This window comes from Saprospira grandis DSM 2844 (genome assembly GCF_000275825.1).
GTDB lineage: Bacteria > Bacteroidota > Bacteroidia > Chitinophagales > Saprospiraceae > Saprospira > Saprospira grandis_A.
Window position 1 is genome coordinate 4,323,968 of the sequence record NZ_JH719942.1, and the last position, 24,358, is coordinate 4,348,325.

Below are 24,358 nucleotides of genomic sequence, written 5' to 3' on the forward strand. Positions count from 1 at the left end.
AAGTTAAAAAGGAATTATTCCACGGGGAGGACAACAATTAAATATGGCTCATTATCAAAACGATAGACCTTTTTTGTCTTGGGAAACAGCTCAATTCCGTATTTTAAAGGATTAAAGGTGAGTTGGTTAAATTCTCGGTCTCTACTCAGGCTGCGGTTGTTCTTATTGCGTAGCGACAAGCTAGATAGCTTTGGAAATTTTTCATCCGGCTCAATTGGATAATGCAAGTACTCTACCCGATGCTGCAAAAGATCTTGCAGCTTGGCATAAATGCTTGGGTTCTGCTGTTGGTAGTTGGCCCCATAAACCGCTGCAATCTTGTCTGAGGGTTCTGTGGGTTGTAGTGTGGCTTGTGCGCTTAGGCTAAAAAAACCAGCAAATACACATAAAATTAACGTAAGGGTAAATCTCATACCTTGGGATTTTGTGAAGTGATGTGATGATAAAATTTTATTTCCTTGGCTTAAAATTACTGCTTTTTTTTTGTAACTAAAGCAAGATTTGGGACTTATAGTATGTTAAACGTCTTTTCAAGCTAATTTATCCCCCTAACCCGCTCTTTTTTTCAGTTTTTTTTGCAAATCAAGTCCCTACACATATAAAAGGGCCCTTTCTCCTAAGAGAAAAGACCCAGAATCAACAACTGCTTGACAGAAATAAAAAACTAGAATAGTCTATTGCTAATTAAACTATAACAACATTTATAGCGATTTTTTCGCAAGAATCATCAGCCAAACGAGCATCCATTTGCTCCAATATTTTGGGCGGAGGAACAATTTTCTGATCTCCTTTACGCCAATCTAAAGGCATTCTTATTTGAGTTTAATTTAGCTGATTGCTATTATTTGATGACGATAAAGATATTGCCATCCTTTTTCTATTTCTGTGACTCTCTTAACAAAGCCGCTTTTTCTTTCAAAAAGACCACCGCCAAGCCACAATTCGGCTTATGCTTAACTTTTTCCAGAGATCCCAATTGTTTTCGCCCAGCTCCCAGCTTTGTCCACTTATGCAGTTAGCAAAAAATTAAGTTCTTCTTTTTTTATTTTTTGGGGCCTGCCGCCTTTGGCGGCCGGGCCCTTTCAGGGCTCGCAGGTCTGCTCGGCCCTGCGGGCGTTGCCCTTGGTCTGCCGCTGCGCGGCCCCCTTACAGGCCCCTAGGCCGACGGGCCTTCGGCCCTTTTTACTGTAGGCTGAAACCTACAGCAAGAATGCTATTGCTTCGCAATAATCTATAAATGAGGGTTGAAACCCTCATAGATTAACCGCCGAAGAAAATGGCCAAAAGAAAAAAAGACCGCTGAGCGGCCCAGCGCTGCGAAGGGGGGGGCCAAAGGCCAGACCGAGTTTTTTTGAGCAAAGCGAAAAAAAACGAAGGGCCGAGCGAATAGCGAGCCCCGCAGCATAGCGGCGGCCAGCAAAGCTGGCCGCGGGCCCCAAATCCCCCCTATTATTCTTCTTTTGAGGATAAACACACAATAAAGGCCCTAAAGGCGTTCTAAACAGCAAGAAGCTTTATATTAAGGAGTTCTTTAACTCATTTTCACAACATTAAGCAGTAAACGCCTATGCAACTGACCTACCTCAGGTCCTTTCTACTGGCTTGGCTATTGCTCTTGGGCGCCCAATTGTGGGGGCAAACAGAGCTTTGGTCGCCAATAGCCGAGGACCAAATTCCTAAATCGGGTACCCGCTACATTTTTGCAGAACAGTACCAAACGGTTCGATTGGACCTAGATGAAATTCGAGCCATTTTAGATGTGGCCCCTATGGAACGAACGCCCATTGCGGCCATGAGCCAAACCCTTTTGAGCTTGCCTATGCCCGATGGCAGCTATGAAGTTTTTGACATTGTAGAGTCGCCAATTATGGCGACCGAACTGGCGGAAAAGTTTCCAGAAATTCAGACCTATGCAGGCCAGAGCATCAATGATCCCTCCAAGTCGCTTCGTTTTGATTTGACCCCACAAGGGTTTCACGCTATCATTTTGACGGCGGGTAAAGGGACCATCTATATTGATCCCTATCAATTTGGCGGGGGCGATATTGAGCATTATATGGTTTATAACCGTCGGGACTTTCGGCCTGCTCGTCCCAAGCAATTTGTTTGCGGCTTGACGGGCAATAATGTCCCCTTATCTAACTTTAAGGCCAATGGGCAGACCGCCGCTCGTTTTGGGAGCTGTGAATTGCGGACCTACCGCATAGCCGTTGCCGCCACAGGAGAATACACCCAATTTCATGGGGGTACGGTAGCCTTGGCCCTAGCTGCACAAACCACCACCATCAACCGAGTAAATAGTGTTTATGAGCGAGAGATGGCCATTCGGATGAACTTGGTGGCCAATAACAACCTCATTATTTATACTAATGCAACAACGGACCCTTATACTAATGGAGCGCCAGGCACAATGATTACTGAAAACCAGGCTAATATTGACACCGAAATTGGCTCGGCCAACTATGACATTGGTCATGTGTTTGGGACCAACAGTGGTGGGTTGGCTGGTTTGGGCGTTGTTTGTAGCAATTCGGGCAAGGCCCGTGGAGTTACAGGTAGTGCTGCGCCCATTGGCGACCCTTTCGACATTGATTATGTGGCCCATGAAGTAGGCCATCAATTTGGATGTAACCACACCCAAAACAACAACTGTAACCGCAACAATGCCACCGCCATGGAGCCCGGTAGTGCCTCTACCATTATGGGATATGCCGGCATTTGTGCCCCCAATGTACAAAACCAGAGTGATGACTACTTCCACTCGATTTCATTGGAGGAAATGGGCGCCTTTATTACGGGAGCAGGCCACAACTGTCCAGCTACAACGGCCTTGGCCAATAATGCCCCTACCGTAAATGCCCCAGCGGCCAATATTAACATTCCAGCCAATACGCCTTTTTCATTGACCGCCTCGGCCACAGACCCCGATGGCAATAGCCTAACTTATAGTTGGGAACAGATGGAAAATGCTACAGCGACCATGCCTCCTGTAGCTAGTTCTACGGCAGGACCAAACTTCCGTTCTTTTGACCCAGTTACTGACCCCACTCGCTACTTCCCCAATTTAGTGGATTTGGCTGCGGGTGGACCGTTTACTTGGGAGGTACTTCCTTCTGTAAGTCGGGTGATGGACTTTAGAGTAACCGTACGCGATAATGCTGCTGGCGGAGGCTGTACCGATCATGCAGATATGCAAGTGACCGTAGATGCCAACTCTGGGCCCTTTGTTGTTCTTTTTCCTTCTGCTACTGGAATCAGCTGGAATGGAGGGGGAACAGAAACCGTAACATGGGATGTAGCGGGCACCGATGGTAGTCCAGTCAGCTGCGCCAATGTGGACATTCTACTTTCTACAGATGGCGGATTGACCTATCCGACCGTACTGGCCAGCAATGTCCCCAATGATGGTAGTGAGCCCATTAGCGTTCCTAATGTAGGCACAAGTACTGGCCGCATTATGGTGCGTTGCGCCAATGGCTACTTCTTTGACATTTCGGATAATAATTTTACGATTGTTTTGGCCACAAATGACTATACCCTAAGTACAACGAATAATAGTCAGGCCGTTTGTGCAGCAGCCACGCCAACCTACAGCATTGATCTGGGCCAAATTGGCAGCTATAGCGATCCGGTTACGCTTAGCCTTAGTGGTTTGCCAACAGGAGTTCTGGGCAACTTTAGTATCAACCCCATTACGCCTGCAGGCAATAGCACACTAACCCTCAATGTAGGCGGAGGATTAGCAGCGGGTAGTTATCCCTTTAGCGTCAATGCGAGCAGTACCTCTGGGAACAAAAGCCTCGCCTTAACTCTCATTGTTAATGACCCCACACCTACAGCCGTTACGCTCAACAGCCCCGCTAATGGCGCAACAGCCCTAGCCCTACCCGTCAATTTTGACTGGTCGGCAGCAGCAGGAGCTAGTTATGATATTAACATTGCTACAGATGCAGCATTTACCAATATCGTCGACCAAGCTACAGGACTCAGCTCGCCCAACTACACTTCTAATGTATTGGGGACAGGCACACAGTACTTTTGGCAGGTCATTGCAACAAATAGCTGTGGAAGTTCGCCTGCGGCTAGCGCCAGCTTTAGTTCTGGCCTGCAAGCCTGCGATACGATTTCGAATTATGATGTAGCTAATGACAACCCAGCCCTCTACAATGCAGGAGGACCAGGTGGATACCTTTCTGGCCACAATGGCTATGGAGACCTCGCCAAGGCCGATTACTTTAATTATGGCGGAGCCAATACGCATTTAACTGGAGCCTACTTTGGTTTTGGTCAGGCCGTAGCCGCCAATGCTAGCAATAGCTTTAATGTACAAGTTTGGGATGGTACAGGTGGAACACCAGGAGCAGTTATCGCCAGTATCCCTGTAGCCTATCAAGATATTGCCACCTTAATTGCTGGCGGAAATAATGTGGCCTTTGTCCCCTTCGGGAATATTGCCTTACCCGCCTCCAATGAGTTTTTTGTCGGTATAGAATATACCTATGGCAACGATACCATTGCACTCATTACAAACACCGATGGAGAAACATCACCCGCCACCGCTTGGGAACAATGGAGCGATGGAACTTGGCATGCCTATGACGAAACTGGTAGCTGGGGAATTGATGTCGCCCATTATATTGTCCCCGTTTTAGGGACCTTGCCCTCGGCTAACTTTAGTCCCAATAACAGCACGATCTGTTTGGGCAATAGCATTACATTTAACAATAGCTCTACCGATGCCGATAGCTATGAGTGGCTCTTCCCTGGTGGAAGCCCAGCTAGCTCAACAGCAATGAACCCTAGCGTAAGCTATAACACTGCTGGAACTTATGATGTGGCCCTTGTTGCCACAAATGACTGTATTAGTGATACCCTCATTGTCCTTTCTGCTATCAGCGTTAGTGAAGTGGTTACAGGAATTGGCAGCAGCGATGAAACTTGCGCCGGAAATGATGGTACAGCTACTGTTTCTGCAACTAGCGGAACAGCTCCTTATACTTTCCTTTGGTCCGATGGACAAACTACCGCAACGGCCAATAACCTAGTGGCGGGTACTTATACTGTAACTATTACGGATGCTAATGGCTGTACGACTGTAGCCACGACGGTAGTCAATAACAGCTGCACGCCTTGTACCCTAGCCGCAACCTCTAGCACCACCGACGCGAGCTGTAATGCTAGCAATGATGGTACGGCCACGGCTATCGCTACCGCAGGGACCACGCCTTACAGCTTCCTTTGGTCTGATGGACAAACTACGGCTACGGCCAGCAACCTAATCGCTGCTACTTATATCGTCACAGTTACTGATGCTGCAGGATGTACAACTACATCTACAGCAGTGGTCAATGAACCTACGGCTTTGGTCGCTTCGGCCAGTAGTAGCGATGAAACTTGCGCCGGAAATGATGGTGCAGCTACAGCTACAATTAGTGGCGGTACGGCTGGCTATACCTTCCTTTGGTCCGATGGACAAACTACCGCAACGGCCAATAACCTAGTGGCGGGTACTTATACTGTAACTATTACGGATGCTAATGGCTGCCAAAATACAGCCACGACGGTAGTCAATAACAGCTGTACGCCTTGTACCCTAGCCGCAACCTCTAGCACCACCGACGCGAGCTGTAATGCTAGCAATGATGGTACGGCCACGGCTATCGCTACCGCAGGGACCACGCCTTACAGCTTCCTTTGGTCTGATGGACAAACTACGGCTACGGCCAACAACCTAGTCTCTGGTACTTATATCGTCACAGTTACTGATGCTGCAGGATGTACAACTACATCTACAGCAGTGGTCAATGAACCTACGGCTTTGGTCGCTTCGGCCAGTAGTAGCGATGAAACTTGCGCCGGAAATGATGGTGCAGCTACAGCTACAATTAGTGGCGGTACGGCTGGCTATACCTTCCTTTGGTCCGATGGGCAAACTACGGCCACAGCCAGCAACCTAGTGGCTGGTACTTATACTGTAACTATTACGGATGCTAATGGCTGTACGACTGTAGCCACGGCTATTGTCAATAACAGCTGTACGCCTTGTACCCTAGCCGCTACCACTAGCGCCACTGACGCGAGCTGTAATGCTAGCAATGATGGTACGGCCACGGCTATCGCTACCGCAGGGACCACGCCTTACAGCTTCCTTTGGTCTGATGGACAAACTACGGCTACGGCCAGCAACCTAATCGCTGCTACTTATATCGTCACAGTTACTGATGCTGCAGGATGTACAACTACATCTACAGCAGTGGTCAATGAACCTACGGCTTTGGTCGCTTCGGCCAGTAGTAGCGATGAAACTTGCGCCGGAAATGATGGTGCAGCTACAGCTACAATTAGTGGCGGTACCGGCTGGCTATACCTTCCTTTGGTCACCATGGACAAACTACCGCAACGGCCAGCAACCTAGTGGTGGGTAATTATACCGTGACCATTACTGATGCTAATGGTTGTACGAATGTAGCCACGGCTATTGTCAATAACAGCTGCACGCCTTGTACCCTAGCCCGCTACCACTAGCGCCACTGATGCAAACTGTAATGCCAGCAATGACGGAACCGCCACGGCTATCGCCACCGCAGGGACCACGCCTTACAGCTTCCTTTGGTCTGATGGACAAACTACGGCTACGGCCAACAACCTAGTCTCTGGTACTTATATCGTCACAGTTACAGATGCTGCAGGATGTACAACTACATCTACAGCAGTGGTCAATGAACCTACGGCTTTGGTCGCTTCGGCCAGTAGTAGCGATGAAACTTGCGCCGGAAATGATGGTGCAGCTACAGCTACAATTAGTGGCGGTACGGCTGGCTATACCTTCCTTTGGTCCGATGGGCAAACTACGGCCACAGCCAGCAACCTAGTGGCTGCTACTTATACCGTGACCATTACTGATGCTAATGGCTGTACGACTGTAGCCACGGCTATTGTCAATAACAGCTGCACGCCTTGTACCCTAGCCGCTACCACTAGCGCCACTGATGCAAACTGTAATGCCAGCAATGACGGAACCGCCACGGCTATCGCCACCGCAGGGACCACGCCTTACAGCTTCCTTTGGTCTGATGGACAAACTACGGCTACGGCCAACAACCTAGTCTCTGGTACTTATATCGTCACAGTTACAGATGCTGCAGGATGTACAACTACATCTACAGCAGTGGTCAATGAACCTACGGCTTTGGTCGCTTCGGCCAGTAGTAGCGATGAAACTTGCGCCGGAAATGATGGTGCAGCTACAGCTACAATTAGTGGCGGTACGGCTGGCTATACCTTCCTTTGGTCAGACGGACAAACTACGGCCACGGCCAGCAACCTAGTGGCGGGCACTTATACCGTAACTATTACGGATGCTAATGGCTGCCAAAATACAGCCACGGCTGTAGTGAGCTACAACTGTCCTTGTAATGGTAGTCTACAGCTTACGCCTACAGATGTAAGTTGTGCAAGCAACTGCAATGGCAGCATTAGTTTACAAAGCAGTGGACTCCAAGCTCCAATTAGTTATCGTTGGACAAATGGGGCTACAGTAGCCAACCCCATTAACCTTTGTGGGGGCAACTACAATGTAACCGCCACCGATGCTAATGGCTGTATCGCTATTGCCAGCACGACGGTAGCTCAACCTACTGCGATGACCTTGGCCACAGGAATCAATAATGAGAGCTGTGCGGCCAATGATGGAAACCTAACTGCCATTGTTAATGGTGGAACGGCGCCTTACACTTTTGCATGGTCCAATGGAGCGAACACAAGTAGCCTAACGGCTCTAGCAGCAGGAGTTTACCAGCTCACTGTAACAGATGCTAATGCTTGTGATTTGACGGCGGCCTATACTGTGGCACTAGACAATAGTTTAGCCACCAATGCCGTAGCTAGCCAAAATGCAAGCTGTGCAGGCTATGCAGATGGAGAGGCTCAGGCTGTGGGAACAGGCACGGGGCTTCCTATAAACTACAGTTGGTCCAATGGGGCCAACACGCAAGTAGCCAGTGGTTTGGCTGCTGGTAATTATACCGTAACGATTAGTTCTGGAGTATGTAGTGCGCAGCGCAGCGTTCAAGTTACAGCGCCTGCGGCCATGCAAATCCAGCTCATGAGTACGGAGCAAAACTGCGTACCTGGCACAGGCGCCTTGGCGCTTAATGTCAGTGGTGGAGGCGGAGCGCCTTATAGCTATCTTTGGTCCAATGGAGCCAGTACAGCTACTGTGAGCAACTTGGCCAATGGCAACTATAGCGTGACAATTACTTCTGCTAATGGTTGTGAGGAACAAAGAAGCGCCGGCTTTAATATTCCTCAGGGACCTATATTGAGTAGTCTAAGCAGCAGCCCGAACTGCTCTAATACGGCAGATGGAAGCCTTGACCTCACGGTCAGTCCTGCAGGAAACTACCTCTATAGTTGGTCCAATGGCGCCAATACAGAGGACCTTCAGGGATTAGCCGGAGGTATCTACCAAGTTTCTGTGACTGATACCGCCCAAGGCTGTATTGTTGTTCTCAGCGATACGGTAAATGCGCCCGCTAGTTTGCAGGTTGCCTTTTCGGTCACTCCACCCCATACACCAACGAGCAACAATGGCGCTTTGGCCGCTAGCGAAAATGGCGGAACCGCTCCCTTCAGTTATCTTTGGAGCACTGGAGATAGTGTGTCGCAGCTAACCAATGTAGCTGTTGGTAGCTATAGCGTTACGGTAACGGATGCCAATGGCTGTACCGCAACAGATAGCATTTTTGTATCGGCAGTAACGGGCATAAACGTCCAATGGGCAGAAGCCTTTAGCCTCTTCCCCAATCCGAGCAATGGCCAGATGCAGCTAGAGCTTGTTCTTCAGCAGTCTGAGCAACTGGAGCTGGCTATCTTTGATGTTTTGGGCCGTCAGCTACATCAGCAGCGCTTAAGTGGTCAGCAGTTTAGCCTGCCGCTCTCTTTTGATTGGCCTGCAGGTACTTACTTCTTGCGCCTCTCTAGTTCAGAGGGACAAATTAGCCAGAAGTTTGTCATTCGCCGCTAAGGCCTTTTTCTCCCTATTTTTATGCCCTCTCTTTCTGTATGAAGGAGGGGGCTTTTTTTTGGGGCCTGCCGCCTGCGGCGGCCGGGCCCTTGCAGGGCTCGCAGGTCTGCTCGGCCCTGCGCCGCTTTCAGCGGCTCGGTCTGGCCTGCGGCCCCCCTTTCAGGCCCCTAGGCCTGCGGGCCTTTGGCCCTTTTTACTGTAGGTTGAAACCTACAGCAAGCAGGGTATTGCTTCGCAATGATTGATAAATGAGGGTTGAAACCCTCATGAATTAAGGGCCGAAGAAGAAGGCCCAAAGAAAAAAGACTGTTGAGCGGCCTAGCGATGTGCAGGGGGGGCCAAAGGCCAGACCAAGTGGGCGCAGCCCGCGCAGGGCCGAGCGAACAGCGAGCCCCGAAACGTAGCGCCGCAGCTTTGCTGCGGAGGCCCCAAAAACAACGCTAAGGAAACGACAAGCAAAATAGTCTTCCTCCTTTTAGTGACCCAACTATAGTTTTGGCCTCTATAAAGAAATTCTTAAGGTAGAGCTAAAAAAGCAACTAAATCCTCAAATAGTTGTATATATTACAGCTACCATTAACTAACCCAGCATCTAGTTGCCTTCAAAGCTAGACTAATTATAACGAAAATGATTCCTGCTAAAAAGCATAAGCAAGAGGCCGCCCGTTTGGCCGCTCTTGACAGCTATAATATATTAGATAGCTTGCCCGAACAAGATTATGAAGATTTGGTCAAATTGGCTTCCAAAATTTGCGGCACGCCTATGTCGATTATCAGTTTGATTGATGAAGAACGACAATGGTTTAAGGCCAAAAAGGGCCTAGAGGCTGGAGAAACGCATCGAGATTTGGCCTTTTGTGCGCATGCTATTTTGCAAGATGAGGTCTTTGTGGTAGAAGATGCCAAGAAGGATGAACGTTTTTGGGATAACCCCTTAGTAACTGGCTCGCTCAATTTGGGTTTTTATGCTGGGGTCCCTTTGGTGGGCAAAGAGGGGCTGCCTTTGGGCACCCTTTGTGTACTTGACGAAAAGTCTCGAACATTTTCGGAAGAAGAGAAAGAGGCTCTGGAAATTTTGGGCCGGCAGGTGATGCGCTTATTTGAGTTGCGCAAAAAGCAAAGAGAAGTAGAAGAAGCCCTGGCCAAAGAACAAAAACGACATGCCGAATTGGAGCGTTTTGCTAAAGTGGCCCTAAAGGACCTCCGAACGCCTATGCGCAATATTGCTAGTGTTACCCGTTTGCTCCTCTCTGATGGCAAACTGGCTTTGCCCGATACAAAACGGCAAATGATGGAAAAGGTCTTGCAATCCGCCGACCGCCTAAAGTCTATGTTAGAAGGCCTCTGGAATTATAACCATGCCAATAAATATCTGGAGGAAGAGCTCAAAGATATTCCACTTTTACCTATGCAGCAGCATTTTCAATTGGCTTATGGCCAAAAAGCGCATTTGGAGTGGGATATGCCGCCTTCGCTCTATTATCGGCCAAAATTGTTTAAGCTTTTAATCGATGAAGTAATTGATAATAGCTGCCGCTTTGCTCAGCAAGATGTAGTTTGGATCAATATCAACCTATCAGAAACTAGCCGGGGCTACCATTTAAAAATTACAGATAATGGCCCAGGCATAAAAGCCGAAGCGCTGCCGAAAGCCAAAGAACTCTTTTTCTCGGAAAAGGAGAAGGACAAAAACGGCCAGCCCTGCCATGGTATTGGCTTGGCCCTGCTCGAAAAAGTCTTGCAGAAAGAAGGCGGAAGCATCAACCTTTTTAAAGCGCCCAAAGGCGGCCTGGTTGTAGCGCTAAATATTCCGCATCCCGATATTTTAGAAGCCAAAGGGGCAACAGCCAAAAGCGACAAACTTTAAATTTAAAAAGGGCCTAGGAAGTTTTCCTAGGCCCTTTTGCTTTAAAAGTCAATAACGGCTTCTTGGGCATTTTCGGCCCCTTCTTTCCGTTTCTTAAAGTATTCTCGAGTCACCTTAATGCCCTCCATAGAAGACATATAAGGAATGCCCTTTTCATGGTTTTGCTTGGCAATCGTATAAATGATTTTCCAATGATTGAATAAGCATTTATAGGCCTCTCGGATAGGCATTTTTGAATCATAGATATGGGCCGGCTCCGAATTAGTCCCATTGAGCTCCATCACCTGAATTTTCCCGGCATAAAGGTCTTCTAAAGAAGCTGCTCGACAATCATATCGACCAAAGTAAAAGCCATCAATTTGCTTAGAAATTTGGTCAAAAGAAGCCACTAATTCTGCTGTAATCAAGTTGTTCCTATTCAAAAAAGCCGTACCACGGCAGTGATTTCCAATTTCTACCAACCGAAGCGCCTCATCTTTGGGCAAGACCTCATCAAGGCGGTCGGCATATTCCTTGAGCAATACATCTAAATAATATTGCCCCCGTTCTGAGGTCTCAAACAAGGTTTTTAGGTCCGAAACCCCATCCCCAACTACGGTCAAAAAACTCTTTTCGACCAAAGAATTGACCTGCCCTTTTTCTTCATTGGGCAAACGATAATACAAAACGCCAAACTCTAAAGGCATATCTACATAGTGCTGCATCAAAATGAACTGATTGTACTCCAGCAAATACTCCCGCAATTCTTTTTCATTGTCAATTTTGGCCACCGCAAAACCGCGTTCCCCCTTATCTGGCTTCAAAATGAGCGGATAGCTAAACTGCCCCTCCGCTACCGCCGCCAAAGCCACCGAAAGCGGCTCTTCATTGGGCAAAAGCAAGGTTTTGGGCACAACATCCTCTGGCAAACGCTCCAAAATATCATACTTCGAGTAGTCTACAAATCCCCCCATATACATAGCCGGATTAGTCGCACTAAAAAAGGTCATAGAACGAGCCCGCAGGCTGTACCAAAGGTAGACCACATAGACCGGGATATAAAAAAACCAAAAAGGCCAAAACTCCCATTTCAAATATTTCTTATTCATAGGCTAAATCAGTTCGTTGTCACATAATACGTCTACTTCTCTTAGACGGTTTTTTGGGGCTTTACCCCTAAGTTAAGCATCGAGCTTGCTTAAAAACAGTCTTGGGGGCAAAATTTGCCAATTGCCTAAAAGGAAGCTGACTTTTTTGTCAAATTAAGCCGGGGAAAGGCGTTTTTATTTTTTTGGGGCTGCCCCGCCCTGCGGGCGGGTCGGGCTGTGTCGCAGCTCGCAAGTCTGCTCGGCCCTGCGTTTTTTCGCTACGCTCAAAAAACTGGGTCTGGCCTTCGGCCACTGCTATCCATCCCTCAGCCGAGTCGCTGCGCTCCTTTGCGGCGGCTGCGCCGCCTGTCCGCTGCTAAAAAAAAACGGCCCTCCTTGCCAAGGCAAAGAGGGACGTTTTTAGTGTGGACCAAAGCCTTAGAGTCGCTCGATAAGCATAGCAGAAGCACCACCACCACCATTACAAATACCGGCCAAGCCATAGCGGCCATTGCGGTCGGTAAGGGCGGTAATCATAGCCATTACAATGCGGCAACCCGACATTCCGATGGGGTGGCCCATAGAAACGGCACCACCAAGTACATTGACCTTTTCATGAGGAATATTTAGGCTTTGCATATTGGCCAAGGCCACTACAGAAAAGGCTTCGTTGATTTCAAAAACATCTACCTCTTCTAGGGCTACGCCCGCTTTATCTAGCGCTTTGGGCATAGCAAGTGCAGGAGTTGTAGTAAACCAAACGGGCGCTTGGGCCGCATCGGCAAAGCTGCAAATTTTGGCCAAAGGCTTAAGGCCAAGTTCTTCGCATTTTTCTTTACTCATTAAGACCATGGCTGCAGCACCATCATTAATTTTTGAGGCATTTACAGCCGTTACGGTTCCTTCTTTCTTAAATACAGAACGTACCTTTTGTACAGAGGCCAAATCCGTTACTCGGCTGTTGCCTACTTCTTCATCGGTATCGACAATAGTCACTTTGCCTTTGCGTCCCTTAATTTCTACAGGAACAATCTCGTTGGCAAATAGATTTTTTTCTTGAGCAGCACGAGCTCGCTCATAAGAAGCCAAAGCATATTGGTCTTGGGCCAAACGATCAATGTTTTTGCCCTCGGCGCAAACCTCGCCACAAATGCCCATCATATCGCCATTATAAGGATCTTGCAAACCATCGCGGACAATAGCATCTACAATTTGGCCATTGCCGTAGCGAATCCCCTTACGGCCAGAAGGCAAGTAGTGAGGCGCATTGCTCATGCTCTCCATACCACCAGCAACAACAACATCATTATCGCCTAACATAATAGACTGGGCGGCCAACATCAGGGCCTTCATTCCAGAAGAGCAAACTTTATTGACTGTAGTGCAAGGTACCGTATTGGGGATACCTGCAGCTAGGGCGGCCTGCTTGGCAGGAGCCTGCCCTACATTGGCTTGCAAAACATTGCCCATATATACTTCTTGAACGAGTTCGGGCGAAATATTTCCACGCTCCAAAGCGCCTTTAATGGCGGTTTTACCCAGTTCAATAGCAGAAACGGCAGCCAAACTACCGCTAAGGTTTCCAATCGCTGTGCGGCCCATAGCCACAATATATACTTCTTTCATGATAGCTGTTTTTAGATAAACTAGAATCTTTTGATCTGAAGACGGCCGAAATTAGTATTTTTTCGCTCATTTCTGAAGAAAAAGACCAACTTATGCAAGCGATGATTTTTGCGGCGGGCCTTGGCAGCCGTTTGGCCCCACTCACCGACCATCTTCCTAAGGCCTTGGTTTCCTTAGGGAAACAGCCCATCATTCAGTATTGGATAGACCGTTTGCAGCAGGCCCAATGCCAGCAACTGATTGTGAATGTACATAGCCATGGGCAGCAGTTGATTGATTATTTGCAGGCTTTGGTCCTCCCCTTTCCGCTCCTTATTTCGGATGAGCGGGGCCAATTATTGGAAACAGGAGGGGCTTTGCGGAAGGCCGCGCCCCTTTTATTGCCCGATCAGCCTTTATTTTTGCTCAATGCAGATATTTACTGCAATTTTGACTTTGGGGCCGCCCTTAATTTTTGGGCTCAAAAGGGGCAGCCTTTGGGGGTATTGGCCATGCGGCAGCGGCCTTCTAGTCGCCAATTATTATTTTTGGAAGAAGAGCTAGTGGGTTGGCAGAATAAAAAAACGGGGGCTTATCGTTGGGCCAGAGCGGTTGATCCTTTGGCGGTTTCGGCCTATGCTTTTTCGGGTATTAGTTTATTGGGGCCAGCGGCTTTTTCTTTATTGGCTGGACCGAGGGCCAAGTTTTCTATTATTGATTTCTTTTTAAGTTGGGCCAAAACAGATTGTTTGTTGGCCTATTTGCATCAGCAGGAGGATTGGTTTGATATTGGGACGCCTGCTCGCCTAGCCCGAGCCGAGGCCTATTTATTGGACCAATAGCGGCAGTTTGGTTGGGCCGAAGGCCCAGGCGGGCCCAAAGGGCCCGTTCGGCCTAGCGATGTGCAGCAGGGCCGCGCAGCGGCAGACCAAAGCCCGCAGGGCTGCAGGGCCGAGCAGACCTGCGAGCTGCGAAACGTAGCGCCTGCCGCAGGCAGGAGGCCCCAAAAACAACAGCGAGCTGCGCAACGACAACAAGGCCTTCAGGCCGCAGTTCGACGACCAAAGGGAGTAACCGCCGACGAGCGGAGGCCCCAAAAAAAGACCCCCTACAAGAGAGCTTGTAGAGGGTCAGTTTATTTAGCAAAAGCTAAAGCCATAAAGACTATCGCTTAATCACCAAAGGCTGAGTAGCCTGTGTACGGGCCTGGGTATCGATGATACGGACCATATACATAGCAGGAGCTAGCTCTGCGGTGGGGATCGTGTAGCTTTGTTGGCCAACTTGAGTAAGTGTTTGGCTGTAAACCACCTGACCGTTTAGGGCCACAACTTGTAGCTCTAGGTTACGGCTTTCGGCTAGTTCGAAGCTAAGCGTTACTTGTTGGTTGGCGGGGTTGGGGAAGAGCTGAATTTGCTCTAGGCCAGCCACATTAGTTACGGCTACAACAATAGTTACAGAAGCGCTATCTTGGCAACCGTTGGCATCTGTTACCGTTACGCTTTGTAGGCCAGTGGCTACAACTGTATCGGTAGTAGAGCCATTGGTCCAGCTATAGCTATAGGGTGTAGTACCGCCAGTTACGTCGGCAGTGGCGGTTCCGTCGCCATTGTCTGTAGTACTTACAACAGGAGCGGTGAATACCGTAATGCTAAAGCTGTCTACATCGTTGGTAGCGTCAACATCTCCGGCGGCAGTTACAGTAGCTACAAGTGTAGCGCTACCAGCGGGAATAGAAAGAGGACCAACTGTTACGATAGCAGAATCGCCAGCAGGAATATTGTTCTCTGTGCCAGTAGCGACAGAAACACCAGCAGAGGTAACTGTATAGTTGGCAGCGGCAAGGGGGTCTGTACCTAGGTTATAAATAACCAATTGGGCGGTAACATCTTCTCCTGCGCAATAAGTAGGCATAAGGCCAGTGAGTGCGGCTGCAGCGTCTACAGTACCATTACAGCTCATGCGGCTTACATCAAGTACGTAGTTGCCGTTGTTGCTACCAAAACCTTCTACCAAAATGTAGATTGTATCACCTTCATTGAAGGTAGTATCATTGGCTACATCTAGGGTTAGTTGAGAAGTAGTTCCTGCTCCACCATCATCGTTAAAGGCGAGCTGAGTCATAGTATCAGCAGCATAAACGCGGAGGTAAGTATCAAAGTCAGAGCTATCTAGGCCAATCATGATACTATTTGTACAAGTATCGATAACATATTGGAACCAAACATCATTGGCGGTATTGCCGATGCTGTTGTTGTAGCAGCCATCAGTGCTACCACTATTGCTGTAAGGCAGGCTGCTAATGATCATAGCGTCATTGGCCATATCGCCAGTGCCCGTATTCTGAGTTGTCTCTAGGCTAATTTGGTAGTTACCAGTAGCAGCTCCAGCACCTTCTACGAGGAAGTAAAGGGTATCGCCATCATTTACGGTGGCCGTGTTAGGCACATCGATCATGACATAAGCGTTGTTGTTAGCAGCGCTATTGTCATCGCTAGCCAATAGGGTTGTTCCGTCGGCAGCAAAAACAGAAAGGTAAGTATCAAAGTCAGAGCTATCCAAAGAGATAGCGATAGAGTCGCGGCAGTTTTCTACCACATACCAGAACCAAACATCATTGCTATTTTGGCCGGCGGTGTTGGTATAACAGCCTGTGGCACCGGTCAAGGTATCCATTGCCGCAATAGGTAGAGCCGTGCTAATAGAATCGCCAGCAAGGTTACCTACAGTGCTATTTACTTCTAATACGTAGTTACCGTTGTTTGCGCTAAATCCTTCTACCAAAATGTAGATCGTATCGCCATCATTGAAGGCTGTATTTGTGGGAACATTGATATCTAGGCGAGAAGTAGTTCCTACTCCCCCATCGTCATTAAAGGCGATTTGCGTCATGGCGTCAGCAGCATAAACGCGGAGGTAAGTATCAAAGTCAGAGCTATCCAAAGAGATAGTCAAATCGTTGGTACAGTTGCCAATGATATGTTGATACCAAACATCATTAGAGTTGTTACCGATGCTGTTGCTGTAGCAACCGTTAGCGGTATTGGCGCTGTCTACAAAAGGTAGGCTAGCGATATTGATGGCATCAGCAGCTACATCACCGGGGGTGTAGTTGCGTGTGCGCATAACATCTAGCTGGAACATACCTGAGTTGCTACCAAAGCCTTCTACTACAATAAAGATCGTATCGCCAATGTTATAGTCGGGATCGTTGGTTACATCTAGTTCAAGCAAAGAGCGAGAGCTAAATCCACCATCATCATCATCATCTAGAAGGGTAACGGTATCGGCGGCATAGATACGTAGGTAAGTATCAAACATAGAGTTGCTAAGGTCCACATAAAGTGAATCAGTACAAGGCTCAATGACATACATAAACCAAGCATCAGCAGCGGTATTACCGATTGTATTGCTAAAGCAAGAAGTATTTCCGCTTAGTGAAGCAGGAGCAGCGCCTACCATCATGGCAGCACTAGCCATATCATTGGGAGGCGTACCTGTTGTGCGGCTAATGTCTAGGACATAATCGCCATTGTTGCCACTAAAGCCTTCTACCACGATAAAGATGGTATCGCCTTCGTTGTAGTCTGTGTCATTAAATACACTGATCACTTCTCTAGAAGTAGAGCCAGCGCCACCATCATCATCAAAGTCTAGTTGGTTGCCAGCAGCATCTAGGATACGAAGATAGGTATCGTAGCTAGAGCTATCTAGGCTAACGATTAGAGAGTCTGTACAAGACTCAATGATGTACATAAACCAAACATCATTAGAAACATTTCCAATTTCATCGCTGTAGCAAACCGTGCTTCCAGCATTATTGTAAGGCAGGCTACCTACAGTAAGCGCAGAGTTCATCATATTACCCGCAGGGTTACCAGAAGTAGCTTGTACATCTAGTACGTAGTTACCTGTGTTGCTAGAGAAGCCTTCTACTAAAATGTAGAGGGTATCGCCTTCATTGTAGTTGGCATTTCCAGTAATAGCTAGTTCCAAACGAGAAGTAGCTCCAGCGCCACCATCATCATTAGCCTCTAGCTGAGTTGTGCCATCAGCAGCATAAACACGGAGGTAAGTATCAAAGTCAGAGCTATCTAGACCAATGTACAAAGAGTCTGTACAAGCCGGAATAACATAGCTAAACCAAACATCAGCAGCACTATTACCAATTGTGTTGGTATAGCAAATGCCAGTGTTACCCATCATGCTATAAGGTGTGCTATCAATAGAAATAGCCAAATTGAAAGAGTCACCAGCAGGTACAGCAGTACAGTTGGTATTAAAGGCAACAGGACCCACCCAGTTAGAGGTATTAGCTCCGCTTCCAGTAGGGCTATAACTGCCTGCAGGATATACAGAAGCACAGCTGCCGTTGCTGCTACAACCATTATTGGCATTGGGGCCAGATAGCGTCCAATCCGCTACATTAAAAGTAGCAGAAGGGTTAGCAGAACCCATACGATAAGCCCAACCATCTAGGTATTCCCAAGCTTGGCCTGTACCGTCAGTGTTCACATCACCAAATACATCAATTACAGTAGTATTTTCATACAGCTCAATGGCATCATCACCATTTACGTTTACGGTACCATCAATGATATCGGCATCAAAGCCCATATAATCACGGAAGCCAGCAGAGTCACTTGCTACATAAATACGGGTACCCGCTACTGCAGGACCAGCAGGGAAGTTCATTTCTGCACCAGCTGTAGTTCCGCTACCATTGTTGGCAGAGCTCAAGCCATAAATAGAAAGGTCTGTAACATCATTGATGACTACCACCTCTACAAATTTAGGCGTACCACCAGTCAAAGGACCATCCATTACACCAGCAATAGCGAGGTTGGTGCTAGTTCCGGTACCCGCACCGCAGTAGTCACGCACATAAACCTCATAAGCCGTTGCAGGCATCAAGCCCGTTGCCGTATAAGGATTCATAGCGGTTACTGTTCCAGACATAGGCATATTGCCCGCAGCAACTACAGCTACTTCTGCCTGAGCAGCACCGCCAGTGGTCCAAGCTACCTCCACAGAGTTAGTCGTTACACTGTTCACCATCAAAGCTGTAGGATCCAAACAAGGAGGCGCGCCAATCGTTACATCATCAATCAACCAGCTATCTCCATCATCTTGCTCCATCACAAAAGCAACATAAATAGACTGCCCCACATAAGCACTCAAATCTACTGTTTTTACGCTATAAGTAGTCGTAAAGTCCGTCTCTAGTTGGGTGTCTACAATAGTAAAAGTGCTAGTGTCTGTCTGAGAACTAGTAGATACTCGGATCGTAAAAACACTATTGTAATCTGTTGCAAGCCCCTGCTTCTGATAAAAAGTCAAGTCGCTGCCTCCCGCCGTAATAGCTACCGCTGGAGTCACCATCCAGTCTACCGCATTACCGCCGGTTACATTCTCAAAACGTACCTTTGCAGCCTGAGACCCAGCATTTGCATCCGTATCAGCTACCCAAGACTGGGCCGTTCCAATACCGTTGTCAAAAATGGCCCAACCCGTAGGCGGTACACTGCCTTCAAAATCCTCGCTCAACTGCGCAGACAAAATGCCGCTAGAAAAGCAAAGGCCCAAAAAGAGCAGCCAACTCAATTGTAGTTTTCGCATAAATAAAATATAATTATAAAATAGTTAGAAAATATATTTTGGGCACAAAAAAACCTAAACCCTTTCATTCAAGAGTACTTAGGTCTAGTTGTTTGTCTAGGCTCTTATGCCCAAAACGGCTCTAATATAAGCTATTGTTAGCAAATTGTAAAGTTTTCACACCTTCCTTACTGTCACTTTTTAAATTTTATGGGGTATTATTTTTCTTTTTTGGGGCTGCCCCGCCCTATGGGCGGGTCGGGCCATTGCGCAGCTCGCAAGCCTGCTCGGCCCTGCGCGGGCTGCGCCCGCTCGGTCTGCCGCCTGCGGCGGCCCTGCTACAGCCCCTCAGCCGGGGCGGCCCAGCCTGCTTAGGGCATCCTGCAGTTTGTTGGGCTCTAGCCTTTGCGCTAAAAAAAAGCGGTAGTGCTATCGCACTACCGCCCCCAAAATGAGCTATTTTTTTCTGGACCAAAATCGCCAGAATTTTCTTTTTCTTTTTCGCTTTTTGGGCTTCTTTTTAGGCCTATAATTTAGCAAGACTTCTTGCAGCTCTAATTTTAGACTGTCATTCATCAAATAACTCGGTCCTTCCATCCCAATCTCTAGGGTCAAGAGGTCTAAGGGGACCAATTTTACCTCGGTTACCCAAAGTAAGGCATAGCCTCCCTTTTGCCCCTGCAAAATATATTGCCCTGCCGGAATATTATAAATAGAAAAATGCCCCTTGCTATCCGTCGAAGCACTAAACTGTATAGCCCCATCTAAGGTCAATAAACTCAATTGCATATCTACTAAGGGATCTGAAGAGAGCTCATCGTAAATGCGGCCACTAAGAGCAGCCTCTTCTTGGCCAAAAAGGACTAGAACATAAAAAAAACTAAGTAAAAAGACTAGGGCTTTAGGCATGGTAGTTCATTTATAAAATTTCGGCTACTACAAAAATACTGCCCCCCACAAATATAACATCTTCTTTTTGGGCCATTGCTTTAGCTGCGGCCAAAGCCGCTGCCACGCTCTCATGAGTGGTTCCCTTTAGGCCAAAATTAGCCGCTTCTTGGAGCAGTTGATCGGCTGGCTTGGCTCTAGGAATTTGCGCCGCAGCAAAGTAATAATTGGCCGCCTTGGGCAGGGCCGCCAAAATCTTCTCCGTCGATTTATCCCGAACCATCCCAAAGACAAAATGCAGTTGCGCATATTCCATTTTGGCCAACATCTGCCCCAAATAACGCAAACCATCTACATTATGGGCCGAATCGCAAAGTAGCATGGGCGGCCCCTCTTCCAATAGCTGCCAACGGCCCATAAATCCCGTTAAGGAGCGAATATTGGCTAGGGCAAATTTTATTTTCTCTTCCGAGAGCTCAATCAGCTGCTTTTCTTGCATCAAATGTAAGGCCGCCAAGGCCAAACGCAAATTGAAAAACTGAAAATCTCCTGCTAGGTCCAGAAAAATATCTGCAGCAGCTAAATCTTTGTATTGGTAATTATAGTGCCCCCCCAATACGTTTTCTTCGCCTTTGTTTAGTTGGACCAATTCCTCGGCATAGTAAAGCGGCGCCTGCTCGGCCTTAGCTTTTTGCGCAAAAGCTTGGGCAATTTCTTCGCCCTGCCGCTCGCCAATAATGACTGGGGTTTGGGCCTTGATGATGCCCGCCTTTTCGCCTGCAATTAGGCCTAGGCTTTCGCCCAAAATATCGCTATGGTCCCAACCAATATTCGTAATCAGACTGAGCTCGGGCGAAATAATATTGGTAGAATCTAAACGCCCCCCCAAGCCCGTTTCAATAATGGCCCAATCTACTTTTTGCTGAGCAAAATAATGAAAGGCCATGCCCACGGTCAACTCAAAAAAAGAAAGCTGCTGGCCCAAAATAAATTCCTTTTGCTCCCCCACAAAGTTAACCACCTCTTCCTCCGAGATGTACTGGCCATTAATTTTTATACGCTCTCTAAAGTCTTTATAATGAGGCGAGCTATATACCCCTACTTTATAGCCTTGGGCTTGTAGCAAAGCGGCCAAAACATGAGTAGTTGAGCCCTTGCCATTGGTGCCCGCAATATGGACCGAGCGAAACTTTTTTTCGGGAGTGCCCAGGCGTTCCGATAGGCGCCAACTATTGTCTAAGGTCTTTTTAAAGGCGGTACTCCCTTGCCGCTGAAACATAGGCAGCTGGGCGTATAAAAAATCTAGGGCCTCTTGATAAGGGCTATTATTCTTCTTCATTCGTTTGTCTTAAGGTCAGACTGATTACCGTATAACTTTTACTCGTCAATTTGTCAATTTGGGCGGTAAAGCCATCTTGCAACAATAGTGGTTGGTTGTATTCAAAATTGGGAGCTCTGCGCCCAAACAGCTCGGCATAATTACCTAGCATACTGAGCTGCGGATGCGATTGGCCCAATTGTAAGAAAATGCCTGCCAAAAGTCTAGCGCAATCAGTAGGCGGTAAATCGGCTGGAATGGGGTCTTGGCTATCGTCTATTTCAAAATGCAGTTCTTGGACCAGTTCCTTGCAGCCCTTTTGTAAAAAGCGGACCTTAATGGGGTAGCGCAAAATGCCATTGAGCTCAAAGTTTTCGCTAGAGCCGCCCTCAAAACTTTCATATTGATAATTTTTGATGAGCGAAAGCTCTTGGGGGAAAACGGCTGGAAATTCGGTAAAGGTGCAGCCTTTTTCCTCGTCTTTACAAGACCAAAGCAGCCCAAGCAGCAGTAGTCCCAAACATAATTTTTTCATGAATGTAGTCATTATTTTGAGGGAGCAAATTAGCATTTTTTTGTCCTTTTCTAAAATCCTTTGGGGCTTATGTGTAGGGCCAGGGGCTCCTTGGCCTAGCGATGCGGCGGGGTGGCCGTTAGGCCAGACCGAGCGGGCAAAGCCTGCGAAGGGCCGAGCAGACCTGCGAGCCCCAAAGCGTAGCGCCGCAAGGCGAAGCCGCAGCGGAGGCCCCAAAAAATAAAAAACCAGAAAGCCTCGAAAGGCCTTCTGGTTAATAAAATGATTTGGGGAGATGATTTACATCATGCCGCCCATACCGGGAGGCATTCCACCGCCGGGCATGCTAGCAGCGCCATTCTCCTCGGGGATATCGTTGATCACGCATTCGGTAGTCAAGACCATACCAGCAATAGAGCCAGCGTTTTCTAGGGCTACGCGGCTTACTTTAGTGGGGTCGATGACACCAGCTTCTTTGAGGTCTTGGTAAGTTTCGGTGCGGGCGTTGTAGCCAAATGCGCCTTTGCCTTCCAGTACCTTCATGATGACTACAGAGCCTTCTACGCCGGCATTGCTTGCGATAGTGCGCAGGGGCGATTCTAGGGCGGTGCGAACGATGTTGATACCGGCAGTTTCATCATCATTTTCGCCTTCTGCGCCATCTAGGGCAGTTACTGAGCGGAGAAGGGCTACTCCACCACCGGGAACGATACCTTCTTCTACGGCAGCGCGGGTAGCGTGAAGTGCATCATCTACGCGGTCTTTTTTCTCTTTCATTTCTACTTCGGTAGGTGCACCGACATAAAGAACAGCTACCCCGCCGGCCAATTTGGCCAAACGCTCTTGTAGTTTTTCTTGGTCGTAGGCAGAGCTACTATTTTCCATTTGGACCTTAATTTGGGCTACGCGAGCATCTACTTGCTCTTGTTTGCCTTCTCCGTTCACCACAGTAGTATTGTCCTTATCGATTGTTACACGTTCGGCGCTACCGAGGTGGTGTAGTTCTACGTTTTCTAGGCTATAGCCAGTTTCTTCAGAGATTACGGTACCTCCAGTAAGGATAGCGATATCTTCGAGCATGGCTTTGCGGCGATCGCCAAAGCCTGGGGCTTTTACGGCAACTACTTTGAGGCCTAGACGGATGCGGTTCACGACCAAAGTGCTCAAGGCTTGAGAATCTACATCTTCGGCAATGATAACTAGTGGGCGGCTAGTGCCATGGGCTTTTTCTAGTACGGGCACCAGTTGTTGTACGTTGCTAATTTTTTTATCGTGAATGAGGATGAGGGGAGACTCATACTCACATTCCATAGTTTCGGTATTGGTGACGAAGTAAGGAGAAAGGTAACCGCGGTCAAACTGCATACCCACCACTTTAGTCACATAAGTTTCGCGACCTTTGGCTTCTTCTACGGTAATTACGCCATTGGTGCTTACTTCTTTCATTGCTTCGGCAATGAGTTTTCCGATTTCGGGGTCGTTATTGGCTGAAATGGTGGCTACTTGTTCAATTTTATTGAAGTTATCGCCAACGATTTCAGAACTTTCTTTAAGGGCAGCAACTACTTTGGCTACGGCCTTATCGATACCTCTTTTGAGGTCCATGGGGTTGGCGCCAGCGGCGACCAACTTCATTCCTGCATTGACCATTGCTTGGGCCAAAACAGTGGCTGTAGTGGTACCATCGCCGGCTACGTCGGCAGTGCGAGAAGCCACTTCTTTGGCCATTTGAGCGCCCATATTTTGGATGGGGTCTTCTAGTTCTACTTCTTTGGCTACCGTTACGCCATCTTTGGTAATATGAGGAGCGCCAAAGGCTTTTTGAATAATCACATTGCGGCCTTTGGGGCCCAAAGTTACTTTAACGGCATCGGCCAAAGCGTTAATTCCTTCACGCAATTGAGTGCGTGCATCTGTATTGAAGCTAATTTTTTTAGCCATGATATATTGCTAGTGTTTTAAAATTTGAGAAAAAAGATGAAAACTTAGTCAAGAATAACAAGAATGTCGTCCTCACGCATAATGAGGTAATCTTTTCCCTGATGGCTGATCTCTTGGCCAGCATATTTGCCATAAAGTACAACATCATCCACTTTTACCGTAAGGGCATTTCCGTCTTTACCAGGACCAACGGCCACTACTACACCTCTCTGAGGCTTTTCTTTTGCCTGTTCGGGCAAGATAATACCACCTTTAGATTTTTCTTCAGCGGCGGCGGGTTGCACAACAACGCGATCGTTGATGGGTCTCATAGCTAAACTGTTTTTTAGTTATAGATGAATTCTTTTTTCAATAAAATGCCTGCTTTTCTGTTGGCCCAATGGGCGGCAATTAAAGTCAGACAATCCTCTCTTAACAGCTCTTGTGCCAGTTGCCAAAAAGAAAATAAAGGCTGCATTTTTGACAGAAAGCCGTTCTTTTTGTCAGTTTCTTCCTGACAGTCTTGTCAGTTTTTTTTGTCTCCCACTAGCTTGTT

14 protein-coding genes are annotated in these 24,358 nt (G+C 47.8%); 4 read left to right on the forward strand and 10 right to left on the reverse strand.

Annotation, left to right across the window (positions count from 1 at the left end; genetic code table 11):
- Positions 1–14 precede the first annotated feature (14 nt).
- The gene (locus SAPGRDRAFT_RS19175) at positions 15–413 is read right to left on the reverse strand and encodes a hypothetical protein (RefSeq protein WP_002661128.1); all 399 of its coding nucleotides are present in this window, start codon (positions 411–413) and stop codon (positions 15–17) included.
- Positions 414–684: 271 nt separating this feature from the next.
- A complete protein-coding gene (locus SAPGRDRAFT_RS23785) occupies positions 685–810 on the reverse strand; it encodes a hypothetical protein (protein WP_301280500.1) in 126 nt (41 codons plus the stop codon).
- A gap of 757 nt (positions 811–1,567) precedes the next feature.
- Here SAPGRDRAFT_RS23785 and SAPGRDRAFT_RS19970 point away from each other — a divergent pair.
- The 3 genes from SAPGRDRAFT_RS19970 (at position 1,568) to SAPGRDRAFT_RS19205 (ending at position 10,892) form a co-directional block, all read left to right on the forward strand.
- Positions 1,568–6,415 (forward strand): reprolysin-like metallopeptidase, encoded by a 4,848-nt coding sequence (locus SAPGRDRAFT_RS19970; protein WP_002661129.1) that lies wholly within the window; start codon positions 1,568–1,570, stop codon positions 6,413–6,415.
- Between the two features lie 297 nt (positions 6,416–6,712).
- Positions 6,713–9,025, forward strand: coding sequence for a T9SS type A sorting domain-containing protein (locus tag SAPGRDRAFT_RS19975; protein ID WP_002661130.1), 2,313 nt, complete (start codon positions 6,713–6,715; stop codon positions 9,023–9,025).
- Positions 9,026–9,653: 628 nt separating this feature from the next.
- The gene (locus tag SAPGRDRAFT_RS19205) at positions 9,654–10,892 is read left to right on the forward strand and encodes an ATP-binding protein (RefSeq protein ID WP_002661131.1); all 1,239 of its coding nucleotides are present in this window, start codon (positions 9,654–9,656) and stop codon (positions 10,890–10,892) included.
- A 41-nt stretch (positions 10,893–10,933) separates the two neighbouring features.
- Here SAPGRDRAFT_RS19205 and SAPGRDRAFT_RS19210 read toward each other — a convergent pair whose 3' ends face one another.
- Entirely contained in the window at positions 10,934–11,980 is a 1,047-nt protein-coding gene (locus SAPGRDRAFT_RS19210) for a hypothetical protein (protein ID WP_002661132.1), read from the reverse strand.
- Between the two features lie 417 nt (positions 11,981–12,397).
- Positions 12,398–13,585, reverse strand: coding sequence for an acetyl-CoA C-acyltransferase (locus SAPGRDRAFT_RS19220; RefSeq protein ID WP_002661134.1), 1,188 nt, complete (start codon positions 13,583–13,585; stop codon positions 12,398–12,400).
- 92 nt (positions 13,586–13,677) lie between these two features.
- Between SAPGRDRAFT_RS19220 and SAPGRDRAFT_RS19225 the strand changes: the two genes are divergently transcribed.
- Positions 13,678–14,406, forward strand: a complete 729-nt coding sequence (locus SAPGRDRAFT_RS19225) for a sugar phosphate nucleotidyltransferase (RefSeq protein ID WP_002661136.1) — start codon at positions 13,678–13,680, stop codon at positions 14,404–14,406.
- Positions 14,407–14,728: 322 nt separating this feature from the next.
- Here SAPGRDRAFT_RS19225 and SAPGRDRAFT_RS19235 read toward each other — a convergent pair whose 3' ends face one another.
- The 6 genes from SAPGRDRAFT_RS19235 to SAPGRDRAFT_RS19265 all read right to left on the reverse strand — a co-directional run bounded on the left by SAPGRDRAFT_RS19235 (position 14,729) and on the right by SAPGRDRAFT_RS19265 (position 24,134).
- Positions 14,729–19,183 (reverse strand): T9SS-dependent choice-of-anchor J family protein, encoded by a 4,455-nt coding sequence (locus tag SAPGRDRAFT_RS19235; protein WP_002661137.1) that lies wholly within the window; start codon positions 19,181–19,183, stop codon positions 14,729–14,731.
- A gap of 435 nt (positions 19,184–19,618) precedes the next feature.
- Entirely contained in the window at positions 19,619–20,071 is a 453-nt protein-coding gene (locus tag SAPGRDRAFT_RS19240) for a carboxypeptidase-like regulatory domain-containing protein (protein ID WP_002661138.1), read from the reverse strand.
- A gap of 10 nt (positions 20,072–20,081) precedes the next feature.
- A complete protein-coding gene (locus SAPGRDRAFT_RS19245; protein ID WP_002661140.1) occupies positions 20,082–21,389 on the reverse strand; it encodes a bifunctional folylpolyglutamate synthase/dihydrofolate synthase in 1,308 nt (435 codons plus the stop codon).
- On the reverse strand, positions 21,376–21,903 hold the full coding sequence (locus tag SAPGRDRAFT_RS19250) for a hypothetical protein (RefSeq protein ID WP_002661142.1): 528 nt from the start codon (positions 21,901–21,903) through the stop codon (positions 21,376–21,378). Before SAPGRDRAFT_RS19250 ends, SAPGRDRAFT_RS19245 begins: the two co-directional genes overlap by 14 nt.
- A gap of 279 nt (positions 21,904–22,182) precedes the next feature.
- On the reverse strand, positions 22,183–23,823 hold the full coding sequence (gene groL / locus SAPGRDRAFT_RS19260; protein ID WP_002661143.1) for a chaperonin GroEL: 1,641 nt from the start codon (positions 23,821–23,823) through the stop codon (positions 22,183–22,185).
- Between the two features lie 44 nt (positions 23,824–23,867).
- Positions 23,868–24,134, reverse strand: a complete 267-nt coding sequence (locus SAPGRDRAFT_RS19265; RefSeq protein WP_002661144.1) for a co-chaperone GroES — start codon at positions 24,132–24,134, stop codon at positions 23,868–23,870.
- Between the last annotated feature and the right edge of the window lie 224 nt (positions 24,135–24,358).

Coding starts and splice junctions, on each gene's coding strand:
- SAPGRDRAFT_RS19175 (WP_002661128.1), bottom strand. CDS start 413: ATGAGATTTACCCTTACGTTAATTTTATGTGTATTTGCTGGTTTTTTT.
- SAPGRDRAFT_RS23785 (WP_301280500.1), bottom strand. CDS start 810: ATGCCTTTAGATTGGCGTAAAGGAGATCAGAAAATTGTTCCTCCGCCC.
- SAPGRDRAFT_RS19970 (WP_002661129.1), top strand. CDS start 1,568: ATGCAACTGACCTACCTCAGGTCCTTTCTACTGGCTTGGCTATTGCTC.
- SAPGRDRAFT_RS19205 (WP_002661131.1), top strand. CDS start 9,654: ATGATTCCTGCTAAAAAGCATAAGCAAGAGGCCGCCCGTTTGGCCGCT.
- SAPGRDRAFT_RS19210 (WP_002661132.1), bottom strand. CDS start 11,980: ATGAATAAGAAATATTTGAAATGGGAGTTTTGGCCTTTTTGGTTTTTT.
- SAPGRDRAFT_RS19220 (WP_002661134.1), bottom strand. CDS start 13,585: ATGAAAGAAGTATATATTGTGGCTATGGGCCGCACAGCGATTGGAAAC.
- SAPGRDRAFT_RS19225 (WP_002661136.1), top strand. CDS start 13,678: ATGCAAGCGATGATTTTTGCGGCGGGCCTTGGCAGCCGTTTGGCCCCA.
- SAPGRDRAFT_RS19235 (WP_002661137.1), bottom strand. CDS start 19,183: ATGCGAAAACTACAATTGAGTTGGCTGCTCTTTTTGGGCCTTTGCTTT.
- SAPGRDRAFT_RS19240 (WP_002661138.1), bottom strand. CDS start 20,071: ATGCCTAAAGCCCTAGTCTTTTTACTTAGTTTTTTTTATGTTCTAGTC.
- SAPGRDRAFT_RS19245 (WP_002661140.1), bottom strand. CDS start 21,389: ATGAAGAAGAATAATAGCCCTTATCAAGAGGCCCTAGATTTTTTATAC.
- SAPGRDRAFT_RS19250 (WP_002661142.1), bottom strand. CDS start 21,903: ATGAAAAAATTATGTTTGGGACTACTGCTGCTTGGGCTGCTTTGGTCT.
- groL (WP_002661143.1), bottom strand. CDS start 23,823: ATGGCTAAAAAAATTAGCTTCAATACAGATGCACGCACTCAATTGCGT.
- SAPGRDRAFT_RS19265 (WP_002661144.1), bottom strand. CDS start 24,134: ATGAGACCCATCAACGATCGCGTTGTTGTGCAACCCGCCGCCGCTGAA.